17 protein-coding genes are annotated in these 17,195 nt (G+C 46.1%); 9 read left to right on the top strand and 8 right to left on the bottom strand.

Annotated features, from left to right (window positions below):
- Nucleotides 1-120: 120 nt before the first annotated feature.
- A complete protein-coding gene (locus OQ289_RS16000; RefSeq protein ID WP_270087851.1) occupies nucleotides 121-2,049 on the top strand; it encodes a tetratricopeptide repeat protein in 1,929 nt (642 codons plus the stop codon).
- A 76-nt stretch (nucleotides 2,050-2,125) separates the two neighbouring features.
- On the top strand, nucleotides 2,126-2,755 hold the full coding sequence (locus OQ289_RS15995) for a response regulator (RefSeq protein ID WP_270087850.1): 630 nt from the start codon (nucleotides 2,126-2,128) through the stop codon (nucleotides 2,753-2,755).
- Here the strand turns inward: OQ289_RS15995 and OQ289_RS15990 are convergent.
- A complete protein-coding gene (locus OQ289_RS15990; protein WP_270087849.1) occupies nucleotides 2,748-3,362 on the bottom strand; it encodes a Crp/Fnr family transcriptional regulator in 615 nt (204 codons plus the stop codon). The two genes, OQ289_RS15995 and OQ289_RS15990, sit on opposite strands and share 8 nt — an antisense overlap.
- Nucleotides 3,363-3,491: 129 nt before the next feature.
- Here OQ289_RS15990 and OQ289_RS15985 point away from each other — a divergent pair, with 129 nt between their 5' ends.
- The 3 genes from OQ289_RS15985 to OQ289_RS15975 all read left to right on the top strand — a co-directional run bounded on the left by OQ289_RS15985 (nucleotide 3,492) and on the right by OQ289_RS15975 (nucleotide 6,017).
- Entirely contained in the window at nucleotides 3,492-4,211 is a 720-nt protein-coding gene (locus OQ289_RS15985; RefSeq protein WP_270087848.1) for a LytR/AlgR family response regulator transcription factor, read from the top strand.
- Nucleotides 4,212-4,337: 126 nt separating this feature from the next.
- On the top strand, nucleotides 4,338-5,162 hold the full coding sequence (locus OQ289_RS15980) for a hypothetical protein (RefSeq protein WP_270087847.1): 825 nt from the start codon (nucleotides 4,338-4,340) through the stop codon (nucleotides 5,160-5,162).
- Between the two features lie 312 nt (nucleotides 5,163-5,474).
- Entirely contained in the window at nucleotides 5,475-6,017 is a 543-nt protein-coding gene (locus tag OQ289_RS15975) for a hypothetical protein (protein WP_270087846.1), read from the top strand.
- 73 nt (nucleotides 6,018-6,090) lie between these two features.
- Here the strand turns inward: OQ289_RS15975 and OQ289_RS15970 are convergent, their stop codons facing one another.
- Nucleotides 6,091-6,876: a hypothetical protein gene (locus OQ289_RS15970; RefSeq protein WP_270087845.1), complete on the bottom strand. Its 786-nt coding sequence runs from the start codon at nucleotides 6,874-6,876 to the stop codon at nucleotides 6,091-6,093.
- A 2-nt stretch (nucleotides 6,877-6,878) separates the two neighbouring features.
- Nucleotides 6,879-7,580: a carboxypeptidase-like regulatory domain-containing protein gene (locus tag OQ289_RS15965; protein ID WP_270087844.1), complete on the bottom strand. Its 702-nt coding sequence runs from the start codon at nucleotides 7,578-7,580 to the stop codon at nucleotides 6,879-6,881.
- 243 nt (nucleotides 7,581-7,823) lie between these two features.
- Between OQ289_RS15965 and OQ289_RS15960 the strand changes: the two genes are divergently transcribed.
- The 3 genes from OQ289_RS15960 to OQ289_RS15950 all read left to right on the top strand — a co-directional run bounded on the left by OQ289_RS15960 (nucleotide 7,824) and on the right by OQ289_RS15950 (nucleotide 10,413).
- Nucleotides 7,824-8,339: a hypothetical protein gene (locus OQ289_RS15960; protein WP_270087843.1), complete on the top strand. Its 516-nt coding sequence runs from the start codon at nucleotides 7,824-7,826 to the stop codon at nucleotides 8,337-8,339.
- Nucleotides 8,340-8,553: 214 nt separating this feature from the next.
- Nucleotides 8,554-9,882 carry an OmpA family protein gene (locus OQ289_RS15955; RefSeq protein ID WP_270087842.1) on the top strand — a complete coding sequence of 443 codons (1,329 nt, stop codon included), beginning with the start codon at nucleotides 8,554-8,556 and terminating at the stop codon, nucleotides 9,880-9,882.
- 132 nt (nucleotides 9,883-10,014) lie between these two features.
- Entirely contained in the window at nucleotides 10,015-10,413 is a 399-nt protein-coding gene (locus OQ289_RS15950; RefSeq protein ID WP_270087841.1) for a nuclear transport factor 2 family protein, read from the top strand.
- A 192-nt stretch (nucleotides 10,414-10,605) separates the two neighbouring features.
- Here OQ289_RS15950 and OQ289_RS15945 read toward each other — a convergent pair whose 3' ends face one another.
- Nucleotides 10,606-10,749, bottom strand: a complete 144-nt coding sequence (locus OQ289_RS15945; RefSeq protein ID WP_270087840.1) for a hypothetical protein — start codon at nucleotides 10,747-10,749, stop codon at nucleotides 10,606-10,608.
- Nucleotides 10,750-11,612: 863 nt separating this feature from the next.
- Between OQ289_RS15945 and OQ289_RS15940 the strand changes: the two genes are divergently transcribed.
- A complete protein-coding gene (locus OQ289_RS15940; protein ID WP_270087839.1) occupies nucleotides 11,613-11,744 on the top strand; it encodes a hypothetical protein in 132 nt (43 codons plus the stop codon).
- A 77-nt stretch (nucleotides 11,745-11,821) separates the two neighbouring features.
- Here the strand turns inward: OQ289_RS15940 and OQ289_RS15935 are convergent, their stop codons facing one another.
- The 4 genes from OQ289_RS15935 to OQ289_RS15920 are packed head-to-tail and all read right to left on the bottom strand — an operon-like array spanning nucleotide 11,822 to nucleotide 17,178.
- The gene (locus tag OQ289_RS15935) at nucleotides 11,822-13,255 is read right to left on the bottom strand and encodes a sialate O-acetylesterase (protein ID WP_270087838.1); all 1,434 of its coding nucleotides are present in this window, start codon (nucleotides 13,253-13,255) and stop codon (nucleotides 11,822-11,824) included.
- A 7-nt stretch (nucleotides 13,256-13,262) separates the two neighbouring features.
- Nucleotides 13,263-14,501, bottom strand: a complete 1,239-nt coding sequence (locus OQ289_RS15930; RefSeq protein WP_270087837.1) for an MFS transporter — start codon at nucleotides 14,499-14,501, stop codon at nucleotides 13,263-13,265.
- 19 nt (nucleotides 14,502-14,520) lie between these two features.
- Nucleotides 14,521-15,708, bottom strand: a complete 1,188-nt coding sequence (locus tag OQ289_RS15925) for a hypothetical protein (RefSeq protein ID WP_270087836.1) — start codon at nucleotides 15,706-15,708, stop codon at nucleotides 14,521-14,523.
- A gap of 12 nt (nucleotides 15,709-15,720) precedes the next feature.
- Complete coding sequence (locus OQ289_RS15920; RefSeq protein WP_270087835.1) at nucleotides 15,721-17,178, bottom strand: RagB/SusD family nutrient uptake outer membrane protein; 1,458 nt, start codon at nucleotides 17,176-17,178, stop codon at nucleotides 15,721-15,723.
- Nucleotides 17,179-17,195 lie beyond the last annotated feature (17 nt).

The following is a 17,195-nucleotide window of genomic DNA, read 5'->3' as shown; positions in this document are numbered from 1 at the left end:
CAAAATTAGACCGATTCAGATGATGTAAAAAGAGAAGAGTTGCGGAGTATTTAAATTCGGTACTTCTACGGACATCGCACCCATTATTTATCCGTATGTTAAATGATAAACCTTGCACAAGTGAAGAGAATTTTATCCATGCTGGTACTATGCATTTGGGTAGCAGCACCATTGCCCTGCAAAGCGGGGGACACTACAGGAGTATTTATGCTGATAGACAAGGCCAAGGAAAAGCAGAAATCAGGACAGCTCGACTCTGCAGATCATTATTTCAAGTCAGCAGGTAGACTTGCCGATCGGCTCCGATTTGACAACGGCCGATTGTCCTTCTTGGGCAACTACAGCGTGTTCCTATACGAACAGCTCAGGTATGGGGAATCGCTGGCTTTTGCAAAAAAAGCATTGGCGCTAGGTATAGATCTCCGTAATTGGCCCCGAGTCGCAGCAGCGTACAATAATATCTCCCTGCAGCTGCAAGCCCAAGGTCAATTAGAGGATGCGGCCAAAAATTTGGTGAGGGGATTGGAAATTTCCTCGGCTATCAAAGAGCCGACACAAAGGGACTTGGCCGACCGACGGAAATACTATAATAACCTCAGCTCCCTCATGCTCGATATGAACGATGTTAAAAAAGGGCTACAGTATGCGCGGGAATCCTATGGATTGGCCCAGGAGCTAAAAGATACGCTTGCCATGGGCCGGAGTCTGGTCAATATTGTGGTTGCCGAGGCGATGGCGCACGATTTGGGATCGGCCGAAAGGAACGCTTTGCGTCTATTGGAAATCGCTAAGAGGTACGATGATATACAGATGGAGATTAAAGCGTACAACAATTTGGGGGATATATATCGAATGCAGAAAAGATATCAGCAGGCATTGCGGAGTTTCAAAAAAGCAAAGCAAATTTTACATTTGACGTTTCCGGGTAATGAGGTGTACGTACTTTCGGGGATGTCCTCGGTATATCGAGATATGAGAAGTTTCGGAGCTGCGGAAAGATATTTCAGTAAGGCCATGGAATTGGCCCAGGAGGAATTAGCCAAACCCCAACTCATTGAACTGTACTTGTCGGGGTCAGAAATCAAAGAAGGGATGGGGAAATACAAGGATGCCCTCGAACTGCGTAAGCGATACCAATCTCTTGCTGATTCCCTAAAAGATAAGGAAACACATCGGTCGATACAGGAACTGGAACTGAAGTACAGAACGATGGAGAACCGAAGGAGCATTGCCGAAAGGGATCTCATGATTGCCGAACAAACGACGGGGTTGGAAAGAAAGAACAAGTGGATCATCATCTCTATTTCCACGGCTGTCCTGCTAGCTTGGGGTCTTATATCATTGCGCATAGTCGGAAACCAGAAACGGAGGAGACTGAAATTGGACCACGAAAGGCATCTGCTAGAAGCCCAACTTTATGGGGAAGAGCGGGAAAGGGAACGCACGGCACGTGAATTACATGATGGTGTGGCGAGTATCCTATCTGCTGCCAAAATTCAGGTCCACAATGCTGTAGACGATGGTTCGGAACGGCGATCACTACTTGAAATCGGTGAATTGATTGATATTGCGGTCCGCGAGATTAGGAATATATCCCATAATCTTGCTCCCGAATTCCTGCTACGGGAAGGATTAGCCTGTGCCGTCGAATCCTTTTGCTACCGGGTAAAGGGAGGAGATCTTGCTCTCGATTTCTATCTCCTAGGCACGATTCCCAGATTTGACAGGACTGTGGAGCTGGTCCTCTATAGAACAATTCAGGAGGCCGTAACCAATATGGTGAAGCATTCTGGAGGTACTGAAGGGATTGTCCAGTTGGAGAGTAGTAGGGGGGGGCTCCGGATAACGGTCGAGGACAATGGCAAGGGGTTCGATCCGGAGAATATCTCGTCAAAGGGAATCGGGCTTAGCGGGCTTTGCTGCAGAGTTTCAGACATAGGTGGGATCATTGATATCCGGTCATCGCCAGGAAGGGGGACCTCGGTCTATATCGAAATCGATTCTAACGGCCATCCTTCCTTGAAAACCGACCCCGAAAAAATAACCTAACTTAATTTGACCTATTCGTAATAATACGGTAGAAAAGAGGTTGTATAAAAATTTAATTTGTGTAAAAAATAGGCGTATGACAACAATAGGAATAGTGGACGATCATCCCGTGATTATAGAAGGGCTTATCCAGATGCTCAGCACCTTCCCACAGTTTGAGGTCGTCTTCAAGGCAGGAAGTGGCGAAGGCCTGCTTTTAGCTTTGGAAACATGGGCTCCGGATGTTCTACTACTCGATATAGAGCTTCCCGATAGCGATGGTATTGCTCTTTGTAAAGAAGTTTTGGGAAGATATCCGCAGCTGCCCATTATCGCGATTACCAATCATGACGAGGTACTCTATGTCAGGAAGATGATGCGGAATGGGGCTATGGGCTACCTACTAAAGGGAACCGATAGGGAAGGTCTACAAGAAGCCATCCAAAGTGTGTTGTCGGGAAAGCAGTTCATAGACCGGCAGATCGAGCGGTCCATAGTCCATCAGGCTATCACAGGTCGGAATGCCGCAGTTAACGTGAAGTTGACAAATCGGGAATGTGAGGTATTGGCATTGATCGCCCACGAACATTCTAATCAGGAAATTGCCGACCGACTCTTTCTGAGTGTCCGCACAGTAGAATCGCACCGCTACAGCCTTAACCAAAAGCTCAACATTAAGACAGTAGCTGGACTAGTCCGGGAGGCTTATCTAAGAGGACTTATCTAGAACCTCTGTCCGAGACACCTTTCCTTATCCGACTCAAGCTATCGTGGTGGATTCCCAAAAGAGAGGCGATGTATTTCAGCGGAACGGATTGTATTACCTTTGGCTGTGTTGCTATCAATTTATAATAGCGCTCTTCTGCGGTCATGCATCTGGACTCGACTTGATTGTCCTGTAACCAAGCCAGTAGCCTGTCCATGATGGCCATTTCCATGGCAAACATCCTAGGGATGCTATTCTTGAGGATAGTGACGCTGGGCAGATCCCAGACCAGTAACTCGATTTCGCTGAGCGACTCTAGTGCGCAGGTGGATTCCTGACCGTTCTGAAGAAGAAGGGGAGTCGATAGAAAATAATTGGTCGATTCGATTCCCAACGTATGGTCAACGCCATTGTGGACCCTGAACAGCCTGGCTATACCCCTGTTCATAAAATAAAGCTTCTTCACCAGTTTCCCTTGTTCCATGAGGATCGAATGTGGTGGAAGGACCACATACTGCGTATTTGCCCGGATAATCTCCAATTCCTGTAGGGTGAAGGATATGCCGTATTGCCTTGCAAACAGACAGACCTGATTAAAATGTTTTCGCTCTACCATGTCGTATCTCATCTCTTGATGGGTCAAAGAAATAGTAGGACAAGATACTAAAAATGACCTGTTTGGCCAATTTCTGACATTTGTCAGTTACGACAGGCAATACATACGCTAATTTTGATCCTTTCATCAAAGGTCAAATCAATGGTAAAGCAATCAGTGCTCATTGCGGACAAAGACGGTTCATTTAGACAGGAACTCCGCAGAAAGATCGAGTCGTTGGATTATCCTGCGGTATTCCACGAAACCTGTAACGGGCCGGAGGCAGTTAGGTATATCAACTCCCTCCAACCAGCGGTGGTGTTCATCAATGCTTCGCTTCCGGGGATAGCAGGATTTGACGTGCTCGAGCGAATCTCCCACGATCCCATTTCCGTAGTATATTCAGATCATCTCGAAGATGCGGTTAGGGCAATAGATCATGGTGCTCTGGGATACCTCCATCGACCTATATGTACGGAAAATCTACGAAGGACGTTGATTCGGATTGGTTCATCAGAAGCAGCAGGCCCTGTCCAACCTCTTTCTATGATCCGATATCCCGGAAGGATCTTTGTAGAGAAAGGGGGCTGCCTCAAAAAAATAAACGTGCCGGATATCACTTACTTGAGAGCAGACAGGGACTATACATGGATCTATACTGCGGACAATAGCGCATATCTCAGCAATCATGGCATAGGACTGCTCTGTAGCAAGCTGGATCCCGATAGATTTATGAGAATCCATCGTTCCTTCATCGTCAATCTGGACCATGTCCAGGAACTCTACAGGGATATAAGGAGATTCTTTCTCGTGCTGACAGGGGATGTCGAGATTGGAGTGGGCAAACAGTATGTCCCGTTGATCCGACAACTCATCTACTGAGCTAGGCACAGCTTATATTTTGTTTGTGCGGTGTCCGTAATTGTACGCAAAAAGATAATACCGTATAGAGACTGGGGGGCATACTTAATTGTTTGAAGAAATTTGCAAAAAAATATTCACCTATAGATGACTAAAATAGATTACCTCGTTGCAATTGGTTCCTTAGGCCTATTGTTGGCATTTGGCTGTACGGGCCATTCCGCACCTATTTTTCCGACCTTACCTCCAAATCGCTATACCGTTTATGAGAATGGTGATACGTCGACTTTCCAACTACAGTATGATGCTGACAATAGGATTGTCTCTTATGAGTGTCCTGCTGAAGGCGAGATCACTACCTTCAGGTACGATAGATCTGGTAGGCTTCATCGGATTGAAATGATTGATGAGACGGAAATCCAGGATATGGAGATAAGCTATTCCGAAGATGACCTACCCGTGAGCGCTGTTATTTCCATTCGTCAGAAGGAAACCTTTCGTATCTCGGGGAGGAAGTTTATTGATTATGAAGTGAAGGAGGGAAGGGTGACGAGGATGAAGATTTTGAAGACTGGAGGCAAAGGCTCACAAGTGGATTTGTCTTATTCTGGAAATAACCTCGAAATGATCACGACCACCGGAAATGCTGGCTATGTCTCAAACAAGTTTGAGCTTGGCCCGAAACGGTCCCCATTTGCAATAGCGAGGTTAAGGCATGTCCTGAATCCAGATCTACCCATCATACTCGGCAGTGAGCATGAAATTACGGGCCATACCATTGTACTTTCTGAAGGTATGGCCCACTTCACAAAGATAGACAACCATTACAACGGGAATGGAAATGTTCTGTGTGTAAAGGAAGAGGGCGCAAATATGATTGTCTCCAAAAATATGACTGTTAATCTTTGGGATGCCAATCCGTATTTAGAAAATCTGTCTTCGAATCGCATTACCAAGATCGGACCATTATAAAGGGGAGAGCCGCTGCCACAACATTTTGCCATGACGGCTTCATCTCGGAGTTTGTCATGTGCGTTGTTGTTTGCTCCGTACACCTCCTCCTCAAAAGGGTCGTTCTGGGTGCCTTTGATCAATCGATAGGTAAAGGACAGATTGACGGTCCTGGTATCCCACAGGGTAGCTTGACGAGCAGCACGACAATTTTTTGACTGCGATATGTTGCCTCCGTAGGCGAATATTCATCTTTAGTCGAATATGGACGCGATGGTTCCCGTAAAAAAGTGAATTTACAGACTTTGTCTAAACTTCTAAAAAGAACAATTTATGAATAAATGGATTTCAACCAGCATGTTGGCACTCAATGCAGTCATCCATCAGGTGGCAGGTGGCGCTGTCACAACAACGACTAGGGTCACCACGGACGACGCAGGATATTGGAACAAAAATATTCCAGTTGCAACGCCTATAATCGTCTTTCAGGATCAGCGAAATAATCAGGGAAACGTGCCCGAACACGTAAAGATTGCTGCGGCTAAAAAGGCTGGCTCACAAAAGATAGACCATTGGATCACGACCGTGAATTCGGGAAAGCATCTTGCCGTCCTTGAAAACGGTACGGTCATCGAAATGGATACAGTCGGAAACTGGTTAAGGACAGCAAAAAAGGTGCGTAGGAAGAAATTGCCTGCTCCAGTTGCCGCCGCATTGGATGTATATCTGGGAAAAGGCTATCGGCATGAAAGGACACTCTACATCGAGGATGCGAAGCAGGAAAGTGTTTTCATAGCGACAATGCACCTAAAGGGTAGACAGAGCAAGATATATATAGACCGCTATGGTGAGGTCAAGGATGATGTCGGGGAGTAAAAAAATAGGGCTGCATGGGCAGCCCTGTAACTAGTGGAAATAGTTAGGTGAAGTAATCTCTTTGTTATGGTGACTATCTATAGGGTTTTAATCTTTCCTTGAGCTTGATTATTTTTCCATGCGTCAGACCGAATCGATCTGTGATTTCCCAAATATGTTCCTGGATTTCGTTATGTATCTTCATCCATTCTGGAACTACATAATCTTCTTCATGTGCCGCTACGGGATCCCAGTGGTTGGTAATCTTAAGCCCGGGATGGCCCTTGAGTAGGTCCAGCAGTTTCGATAGGCCAGGGTCAGAGGTAACGATAAATTTTTGATAATTGTTCCTTGAAATTGGAAAGACCTGTTCGGCGCCCAGATTATCATACCAGGGCATTGACCTACCTTCATTTAGACAGGCCATTCCGACATAGACCGTCGTGGTATCGCGACCTCCTCCAAGCCGTTGTGTGGGTGGGACCGTGATGAGGTACTTTTCGATGCTGAGTCCATTTTGCTTGTCGTGTATCGTGCTGACTCCTATTAATCCAGGAGGGAGTTCGACGATGACTGGCGGGGTTCCCGGCATCCGGTCATTCACAAAATTAATGTCCACGTAGAAAAAATTTGCATGGGCATATAGCTTTCTGATATCGGGATCAAATGGATGGCTCTGTCTGGCCACGATACGTATGCCTGATGGCAGTGCTAGGGCTGTTCCCAACGGTTCCTCATCGCTGTGACCCAATCCAGGATTGCCATTGGAAGAGGGGATGACAATCTTGTCATCCTCAGATTCGGAAGGTACAAGATCACTTTTTCCACATGAAATCAGTAGCAAAAATAATATAGGAATGTTAAAATAGTTTCTTTTCATGATTATCGGTTGTATTCTAGTTTAAAGCAATTGTCACATTGTGCATTGATCTGTGGTTCAAAATCAAAAATGATTTCCTTTTCAAAGCTATCCTGGGAGTTCCATCTCCGAAGTTTCAGGTGTTCCTCCCCATATCTTGCGCTTATTCTATAGCGACCGATTGGGACATCCAAGATTTGTTGCCCGTCGGTTGCATTCCGTACCAAGGTCTGCCCTTGAGAACCATCGATGAGCTTGCCTTCGGGAATGAGGGTAAATCGTATCTCTTCGGTATCCAAATAAACTCCTGGGAAGTTATCGACGGTTATTGTCCCGCCATAATGCCCTGTTAAAGGCTCGGCCTTTTGACCGGTGAGCTGCCAAGTGAAATCTCGGACTGCGCCATCCGGCCCGAAGCCTGTTGAAATCTCCGGATGGAGGTAGCATTGATAGATTTTTCCATTGAAAGATATTTTATGGATGGCAAAGGCGTACCAAGCCCCGGTCGTGGGGAGAGCCAAGCTGTAGCTTCCGTTGGAAGCAGTTTTTGTAGATAGATTACTGTTGAAGAATATACTGTTGTCCACGATAATCTGTACTCCTTGGATTGATTTGCCAGAATGGTCTCTTACTGTTCCGCTTACTTTTCCAGCGTTTTCCGGAGCTGTGTCTTTTTTGCCGCACCCCAGTGCCAATGCTAAAAATAAAAGGTGAAAAATTTTCATGCTAGCAAAAATAGGGTGGTGGATAGTCCCTTTCTATGGTACTATCTTCTAAAAGTCACATCTAAGTAGTACCACTTAGATGCCATAGCGCACGGGATTGCTCGATTTGCAGCTGCACGTAAATGCTAAGTTTGGGTAGTACTACGCAATTCAGAGACCTGGCAACAGGGTAGCTTTGCCAAGCCTGATACGGTACGCCGTAAAGGGAAAATGAAATCTGTAAACCATAAACAATTTATATATATGAATACATTAAAAACAATCGGTGCAGTAACCTTGATTCTGTTAATCGGTAGTACCCGTTCTTTTGCGCAGTCTTTCAAACGTGGAGACAAGTTGTTCAATGTCGGTATTGGTGTGGGTGGTGGCTTGGGAATCCCAGCTGGGGTCAGCTATGAGCAAGCTGTTTCTGACCGTATCAGCGTGGGCGGATACCTTGCATACGCTAGAAAAAAGGAAAGTTGGAATGACTACGGTGAATGGAAATATAGCTATTTACTTGCTGCTGCTAGGGCATCCTATCACCTAAAAGTAGATTCTGAGCGATTTGATCCGTATGGCGGAATCATGCTTGGTTACAATGTCGCGTCCGTAAAATGGGGCGGAGAAGGATCTGAACCTATTTCGACGTCAGCTGGAGGACTAATGTGGGGGGTGTATGTCGGAAGTAGATATTGGGCCTCAGATAAGGTTGGCGCTTTTGCAGAGGTCGGTTATGGCGCGGCAGTATTGAACCTAGGTGTGGCTCTCAGGCTATAAACCTACTGGTCGGCCTATCTGTACTTCCGTCGGAAGAGATGGACCGCTGGTCGAAAAGATAGTTTCCTTATTCAGATCCATGATATTTTTGTCCGGTACTGACAATTAGTATGATAACCATATGATATATCCATATTGCTCAGGCCACACACCGATAAATAGAATTTGCATCCGCCGACTGGCGGATGACAAATAAAAATCAAATTATACACATATGAAAAATTCAATGTTTAGAGGACTCGTAGTATCAGTTGCATGGATAAGTATGCTTGCTAACATATCTATGGAGGCCAGTGCCCAGTCCATATTAAAAAAAATCAAAGGTAGGGTAGAGAATGCAACTACCCAAAAAGTACTCGAACAAACCGATAGGGCAGTAAATAAGGGTATGGATAAAGTGCTAGAATCGGCTGAGAAAGGCAATCCTAAAAAGGAAACAGAGGAATCGGCTGAACCTGGAAAAATGAAAAATGAAAACGAGGAGAATGCTAGAAAGCCCATAAGTTCGTTCAGTAAATACGATTTTATTCCTGGTGATACGGTGCTTTATGCGAACGATTTCTCCACAGAAGCTCTAGGCGAGCTGCCTGCAGGATGGAACAGCAGCAGGAGTTCGGTCATTGTGTCTTTGGAGAATATTCCGGGCAAATGGCTGCGGCTTGCCCAGAACAGCGTTTCGCTGACGGACAACGAAAAACTGCTGGGAAGTGATTTCACGGTTGAATTCGATCTTGTGATGGATATCGATTTTAAGGGATGGCTACCCCCATCATTGCAGTTCGGACTATTGGCATCAGGAACAGAGTCTTCAAGTTCCAATAAGCTACTGGTCGATCCAAAGGGAATCAAGTCGTTTTATATGGAAGTTTCTCCCTTATCCGACGCAGGGAATATTATCTTGGAAAGCCATATTGGATATATTCGTCATTTCCATAGCCCTCCCGACAGGAATACGATAGTGAAGAGCTGGTACGGGCGTCCTGTTCATGTAGCAATTCAGGGACAAAGGGAGCGATTGCGAATTTGGGTCGATGGAGAAAAGCTATTCGATGTGCCCAAGGGAATTGCTAAGGAAGGAACGATGAACCAGCTGTTCTTCCGTTTGGGCAGCAGCCCCTATAAAGATGATCAGATTGGTGTGTTTATAGGTGATGTCAAAATTGCAAAAGGTGCTGTTGACACCCGACGGAGACTTCTGGAGGAAGGACGCTTTGCGACAACTGGTATCCTTTTCGAAACCGCTTCGGCGTCCATAAAACCTGAATCAGCAGGAGTGTTGCGGTCGATAGCTTCTGTATTGGAGCAGGATCCGGCAATCAGTCTGAACGTTGTGGGGCATACCGATGGGATTGGGGATGAAGGAAGCAACCTATCGCTCAGTACTAGACGTGCAGAGGCCGTAAAGGATTGGCTGGTCAACAAGGCTGGCGTCAGTAACGAGCGCTTGAAGACTGAAGGCAAGGGAGAGACGGAACCTGTCTCTGAAAATAGTACTGCATCTGGACGGGCCCAGAATCGAAGGGTAGAATTCATCAAGACGTGATGTGTGTAAGATAGCGATAACAGGTTTTAGTAAAGATACGGTTTGGAAGCATCAGATCCTCAGACTTCCTGACCCTACGATTATTCGTCACTATACAGCTGCTTGATTATCGAAACTAAAGTAAACTCTTTTATGGAAGAAAATAATATCGAAATTGTAAAGGACCTCTACAGATTCTTTAAGGAGAAAAATGATCGCAAAGTGTCGGAAATTTTGTCTGAGGATATTCACTGGAATCAGATGGATGGTTTTCCAGAAGGTGGGAGATTTGTCGGAATAACGGAGGTTCTTGGATTTGTGTTTACTGGCTTGCGCTCCCAATGGGCCGATTGGTGTTCATGTGCCGAAGTCTTTTTCGCTAGTGGCAATTCGGTTTTTGTAAAAGGATTTTATTCTGGGATACACAAGATGTCTCAGAAGACATTTAAAGCGGCCTTCATCGTAGAATATAAACTAAAAGATGGAAAGATAACCGAATTCAACCAATGTACCGATACGTTCCAAATTGTGCAGGCTACTGTAAAAGATTGACTAATTTGTTTTTGAAAAACAATGCCTGCTAGGCATTCCCCTCCTTTTTGTATGCGCATTTTGAGAAACTAGAACTTGGGGTAGAAGGCCTGTAATTCTTGACAATTACAGGCCTTTCGGATTTTTTGTGACTTTGAAAGCTTCAGCTTTCACCTTGGCGGATGCGACGGCATCTATCACCCCACATCCTGTTTAGTTGCCGGTATACTGGCCCGGTTGTAGATTCCCTACATGGGTAGGGGAGCTGTAACTGCTTAAAAGTGTGCCATCGGCAGGTGCACTGATGGTACCGATATCCCATACTCCCGAACAGACCGATCCCTCTTCGCTGCACATCGACGCATTGGTCCGATATACATACTCATTGTGGTTTGGATTGTTCGGGGTGCTGGATTTGTTGTTGAATCGGAATTCTCCTCATTCCAATTCCGCCACACGAGTACTGAATTTAGCAATCTCCGCTGCTCATTATCATCCGTGGTGGTAGGTGCCAAGAGGCCACGGGCGACGAGATAGAGATTGTTGCTGGTGTCACCCTGTAGATTTAGTATAGCGCCTCATGCTTTCTACAGGATGAGACGACTTCCACATAGCGTAATATCCAAGAGATATGCCCTGCTTCCAACGTGCAATGCTTGGACCAATAGTTGATCAAACAACGGAATCCAGAATGTTCTTTCGAATTTTTTAATTATGTGTTTTTCAGTTTTTTTCGCTGTCGCGAGCGATCAATCGCATACAGACTACTCGAAGGAACTGTGGGTCAATGAATGGAGAGAAGCACATGCTATTGCTGTTGTATAAGGGTGTACGTGTTTCATAATCAGTTTGGTATGGTTGATTCGCAAGGTTGCTCGGCTAAATTGTCTTCGGATTGCCTATAATCGGACAAACTCTCCACCAATTGGGCGGATCAGATAAGCCCGACTGTTGACGGAAATCCTCGACAATTCTTGACGCCTGCACAGCCTAGGCCATATTTTGGGATAGTGTAGGGTGGGCGTATCGTCGGAATGCGAGGTCGTCGTTGGGGATAGTGAGCAATTTTGTCACTACGAGGAAGTAAGGACGAAGCAGTCTAGAGGATTGCTTCACGCCCTCTCGTATTCTTACGCTTCAGTTCGCAATGACGATGTTCATCTTTTAACACGCACTACTAACATCTAACTAACTGAAAAATAAAAATAAATGAAATTCGCATGGGGACGCTATGCTCGATATGGGCATCGATAACCTTTGGAGACCTGCTACAAACGGCGGCAATGGCCGCGGTGGGTACCTTGGTGAGCTACGGCATATCCCAACTGCTGCCGCGCAAACATAAGCGATAACTCACAAACAGCACGCGCTACCGGATGACGGTAGCGCGTTTTTTTATTAGGATGGATATGTATTGGTGTGTCTATTGTTACCAATCATCGGTCCTAAAAGATGATAGTGGCAAGCCCCTATCATCGTAGAGATCGGTCTTAATGTAATTCTTAAATGCATAACGGGCAGCTATAGGGGCGGGAACTTGGTCAGACTTGACGTAGATACACCCATCAGCACTCCATGCTGTCGCAGGATGAAATACTTTGTCGGCTCCGGCGATCTCAAAATCCTTAATGCTGCCACCCGTAGCGCTAAAACCTGTAGGAATAGGTTTTTCAAAAGCTAACTTGATCTTGTCGCCATCGATTTGAAATGATTTGTAAACGGGAGCCGAATAACCAATCCCAACCCTATTGTAGGTCTTTGCAAGTGCCCAATAGGCCAATCTATTGCCTACTTTTTCTTTGTCAGGAGGATGGATACATTCTTCAGAACCGATATCCGTGGTGACGACCATACCCGAATTCGGAATCTCCTGCATGGCCCACAGTTGGGACTCACGAAGTTTAGCGGCTTCTATTCCGTCTTTGCCGCTATATTTGAATGGGGCTATCTGGACGAAGTAGAAAGGCAAATCGGGATTGGCCCATGCAGCCCTCATATTGGCGACAAAGGCTTTCTGTAGCTTGAGATACTGCTCGGGCTTGTCCCTGTTGCTCTCACCTTGATACCAAAGCATCCCCTTGGCGGTGAAATTTTTCAAAGGATGGATCTTGGCATTGTAGAGGTAACAAGGGCTGTGGTGATTAGGGTATTCGGACTTCTGGTCATTCTTGAGGAAAGAGAGGTCAAACTCGGGAAAGGAGTTCATATATGGTTCACTAATCCAAGCTTCTATTTTGGAACCGCCCCAAGCCGATACGATTATGCCTACCGGAACGTCCAGTACTTCTTGTAGATACTTGGCAAAATAATATCCCGTAGCACTGGTCTGTGCGACACGCTCGGCAGTATGCTGACCCCAAGAACCAGGCACATCGTCTTGTGGGGTCTTGCTGTATTCGTTTTTAGAGGTATAGATGCGGATAGGGGTGCTTATCTTAGCCTTTGCGATGACATCGTTGGCTCCGGATACAGGCTGGTTATAGAAGCCCGTGAGTGGCATCTCCATGTTGGACTGTCCCGAGCAAATCCACACCTCTCCAATCAATATATTTTTGAGAGTGAGGAGCTCACCGTCGCTGATGTCAATCTGATAAGGTCCCCCCGCAGATGGTGTCGATACTTTGGCAATCCAACGCCCTTGGTCATCAGCTTTGGTCTTATAGGTCTTCTTATTCCAAGAGGTGGTGATCGTGACGGCGGTGTTGGCTTTCGCTTTGCCCCATAGATTGACTTCTTCTTTTTGTTGGAGGACCATATCGTCGGCGATGACCGACGGTAGTAGAACCTTGGCGCTGAGGGACAGGTGAGCGAAACACAGCGCTAGTGTCATATAAAATGCTTTGTACATGTTGTTGATTATCATCTTTTTTTTAGTTTTTGTCAATGGTCGTAGGTCGGAGATAAGCCAATTGCAATATCAATACGACAACGATACCTACTGATAACAGCCCGATGTGGTTGCCCAGATGGCCGGTATCGGTGGATTGGCCTAAATAGCCCGTAATAAATGCTCCTGCAAGTACGCCCGTCATATTCATCAATCCATAGCCGGTGGCTCTGTACCGCGGTGCTACGAATTGGCAGAGGATGGGCATATTGTTGGCATCAAAGATACCAAAGCCAACACCAAAAAAGATTGCACCGGAAACTATTTCAAGTAGCGTATTGCCAAAGCCGAGGAGTAGCAACGCAGGAATCATCAAGGAAAGACCGATGGCGCCGGTGTAAATCCGACCACGCATATTCTTCAATACCCACCTGTCGGAAAGTATGCCGCCCAATATCACGCCTACAAAGGAGGCTACTGCCATGGCGATGGTAGACAGTGGCCCGGCTTGCTCCATAGATATATGCAAGCTGTCGGCAAATAGGGTAGGCAGCCAATTCTTCGTGGCCCAGCCCGGAAGACTTGGCGTGGCAAAGTAAAGAAGGATAATCCAAAAGGAAATGTTGACCAGTAATAATTTGAGTCCCAAGAACACGGATATGATTTCATCTTTCAGGCTTCTCTTGGTATTGTTGTCCGCGGCAAGAACGATGCGCTTCTCTTTCAGGACGTAAATAAGGATGATGCTGTACAGGATACCAATGAACCCTAGAGAGAAGAACGTATGTTGCCAGGAGAATGTGGCGGCAATGGTAACTCCAAAGCCTCCCATGGCCTGCCCGACGTAAAGCCCGGTCATATGGATGCCGATGGCTAGCGAACGGGTCTTGTCCTTGTGATAGTCCGCAATTAGGGCTAGTGCTGCTGGGATGTAAGCGGCCTCGCTGGCTCCCATAATGGCCCTTAAGACATACAGCTGGTCGAATGTGGTACAAAGACCCATTAAGAGGGTGACGGCCGACCAAATGAACAGGCTGCACACGATGAGCCACTTGCGGTTCACCCGATCGGCTATAGACCCCATGAAAGGACTCATCATCCCATATATCCAGAGAAAGATTGACATTAATCGCCCAAAGTTGGCCGCTCTTTCAAGGGCTACGATGTCTATCATCATGGATTCTCTCATGACGGATAGCATCTGTCTGTCCATATAGTTGAGCAGCGCGACAAACCACAATAAGGCGACGACTATCCAAGGGTATATTTTTTTGTGCTCCATGAGTAGGGATGTTATGGGATCAATGATCCCATTTGACTTTCGCTATCAATGTGTTGGTATCACGCCCTGTCTGGGGCATGACGGATACGGTGACCCATGCCTCATTGTCATGGAGGTGAGTGACACCAAAGTTGCCCAGGTCGCCATTGCCCTCGGGAATGGGAATCAATACCTTTTCGGTGTCCTTGATGACGGTGAGGGTACTGGGGTCGACTTGGGCTATAAATAGGGGTGCACGGTGTCTAAAGACCTTATCGTTGTTGGCACCTTTGCGGGTGTATACGAGAAATAGACCATGCTTATTGCTGATCCAGTGCTGCTGGGTGTTGTAACTGCCCAGCCATTGTCCATCATTGTATTTCCACTCCTGCAATGCTTGATAATGCAACCCATCTTTGCTCTTGGCGACATAGGCCGATTCGTCTCCGCGCATCGTCAAGAAATATTCGCCTTTATGATAGGTAATGGAGGGCTCGTATAGCCCTCTAGCAGCGGGGACGGTAAATGATGAGCCGTGTTGTTTGTATTTCAGCTCACGACCATCATAGGAGCAAAGGATAGTGGTGGATACGTAATTCTTGCCTTTCATATATCGTATAGGGAGCAACACATCGCCATTGGGCATGTCGTACCGTTGAGTGCAGCCTGCATTCACATGGAGCAAGCGATCTCCATTGGTTAAGGTATCGGGCAGTGCGACTACTTGGATAGAAGACCATGTATTAGTCTGGGGGTAGTATACGGCATATGCAATTTCCTGCATATGCTCGATGTCTTCTCGTTGATTGCCCGTCAATGGCTTTTCTTCAAGAGGATAGGAAAAAAATGATTTGCCTGTACATAGTACAGTCTGGGTGTGCTGGTGCCATTCGGGAGTTACATCACCGAAGGCCCGTAACAGACCGTCATCGGTTTTGTGGCGAATGAGTTGGTTGACCAATAGAGGGGGCTGCCACCCTTTGGTCTTAGAATGGACCATGGTATAAACGTCGCCATAGGAATGTGTATGCATGCCATAGAAGGACTTTGTCATCAGGGCATCTATATCTCCACTTTTGATAATGGAGGTTCGGGCCTGCAGAAAAAGGGTGTCTGTGGTGTGGTAGACGGTATCAATGTGGATATGGTAAGGAGTGGGACTTTTACGCTCGGTCTTGTCAAGCGTAAAAGTCAATCCACAGATGAGTATAATTATTGCTTTGTACATATATCTGGGGGATTAATAGTCAAACTCGTTGGGCTTGATATTGGGATTGGAATTGATGGATGAATTGGAAATGGGCCATAGCAAAATATTCTTTTCGCTATCTCTTCCTATCAAGCTTGGCGTCCGTTTGAAAACTTGTCCCATCCGAATGTAATCCCACCAGAGCTTGCCTTCGGCCACAAATTCTTTCATTCGCTCGTCTAATATCTTAGAATCGATATCTTGTGGAGACAGTGAAGTGGGATAATACTGATCCACACCGTAAGCTCGCTTGGCGACCTTGTTCAATTCGGCGAGGGCTGTACTGGGGTCACCAAGAGCGTTGTATACCTCGGCACTCAACAGCAGAACGTCCGCGTAGCGATAGATGGGGATATTGGAGTCAAAGATACGAGTGCCTTGCTCCCAAGTGCCAGCAAATTTGTTGATCCACTGTTGCTTGCGTTTTCGGTCCACATCGTAATACGTGTCAAACGTTGTCTTGGTTCTGGTGTCTTTGCTCTCGGATAATAGGAAATTTTGGAATTGGGGAGTTAAAAAGCAGCGTTGTCTGACACTGCCCACTTTTACTGGGTTTTCAAATAGTGCGGGGCTGACATTGGAAATAGATTCAAGGAATACGTCTGAGTAGCCACCTTCGGCTTCATTTCTCAATAGGGAAATGGTAAATATGATTTCGCTGCTGCTTTTACTTTGAAATATAGTGGAAAAGTTGTTTTCCAATTGATAGGAAGTTACTTTCTTGATGTCATCCAAAGCGGATTTGGCTTTGTCTAATGCGGGCTTTCCTTTGCCTCTAACCTTTGCGCTCCAGAGATTGAAGTCTGCTTTGAACACGTTAAGGACAGTTTTGGTGGCCATATTTCGATCGGCCACAAAATGGTTGTCAGGTATTATGGATAGTGCTCGTTCGATGTCTTCATCAATCTGGTCGAAGATGCGGTCTTGTGGCTCACGTGATGGAAAGAGATTGTCTTGATTGGCCGACTCGTATGGTTGCAATACCAAAGGTGCATCACCCCAAAGACGTACGATCCAATAATAACAAAATGACCTGATGAACAATGCATCGGCAATGATGCTGTTTTTTTGATCCTGATTCATCTCCAGTCCCGGCGTATACTTTAATATGAAGTTGGCATTTCCAATGGTGGAGTATAAGGCTGCCCAATTGGTAGAGCCGTTGCTGACTTGGATGGTGTTATCATATATCTCATCTCTGTAACCTTCGGATCCGTCGTTGCCAGGGCCCCATATTCCGGTGCGGTACTCGCCCCAAAAGGGGTATTGGGTGATGAATGTAGCTCGGAACTGTCTATACATCCCATTCCTGGCGGCTATGGCATCAGCGGCCTCGGTCCACATATTGCTGGTGGTCAATCCGCTCTTGTGTACCACCTCCAGATCTTTGTGACAGGAGGCCAATACGATAAGGGTACTTATGATGAAGGGTATAACTATCTTTTTCATGTGTTGGTCATTTAGTT

This window comes from Sphingobacterium sp. SYP-B4668, from assembly GCF_027627455.1.
GTDB lineage: Bacteria > Bacteroidota > Bacteroidia > Sphingobacteriales > Sphingobacteriaceae > Sphingobacterium.
This window is presented reverse-complemented; position numbering and strand designations above follow the sequence as displayed.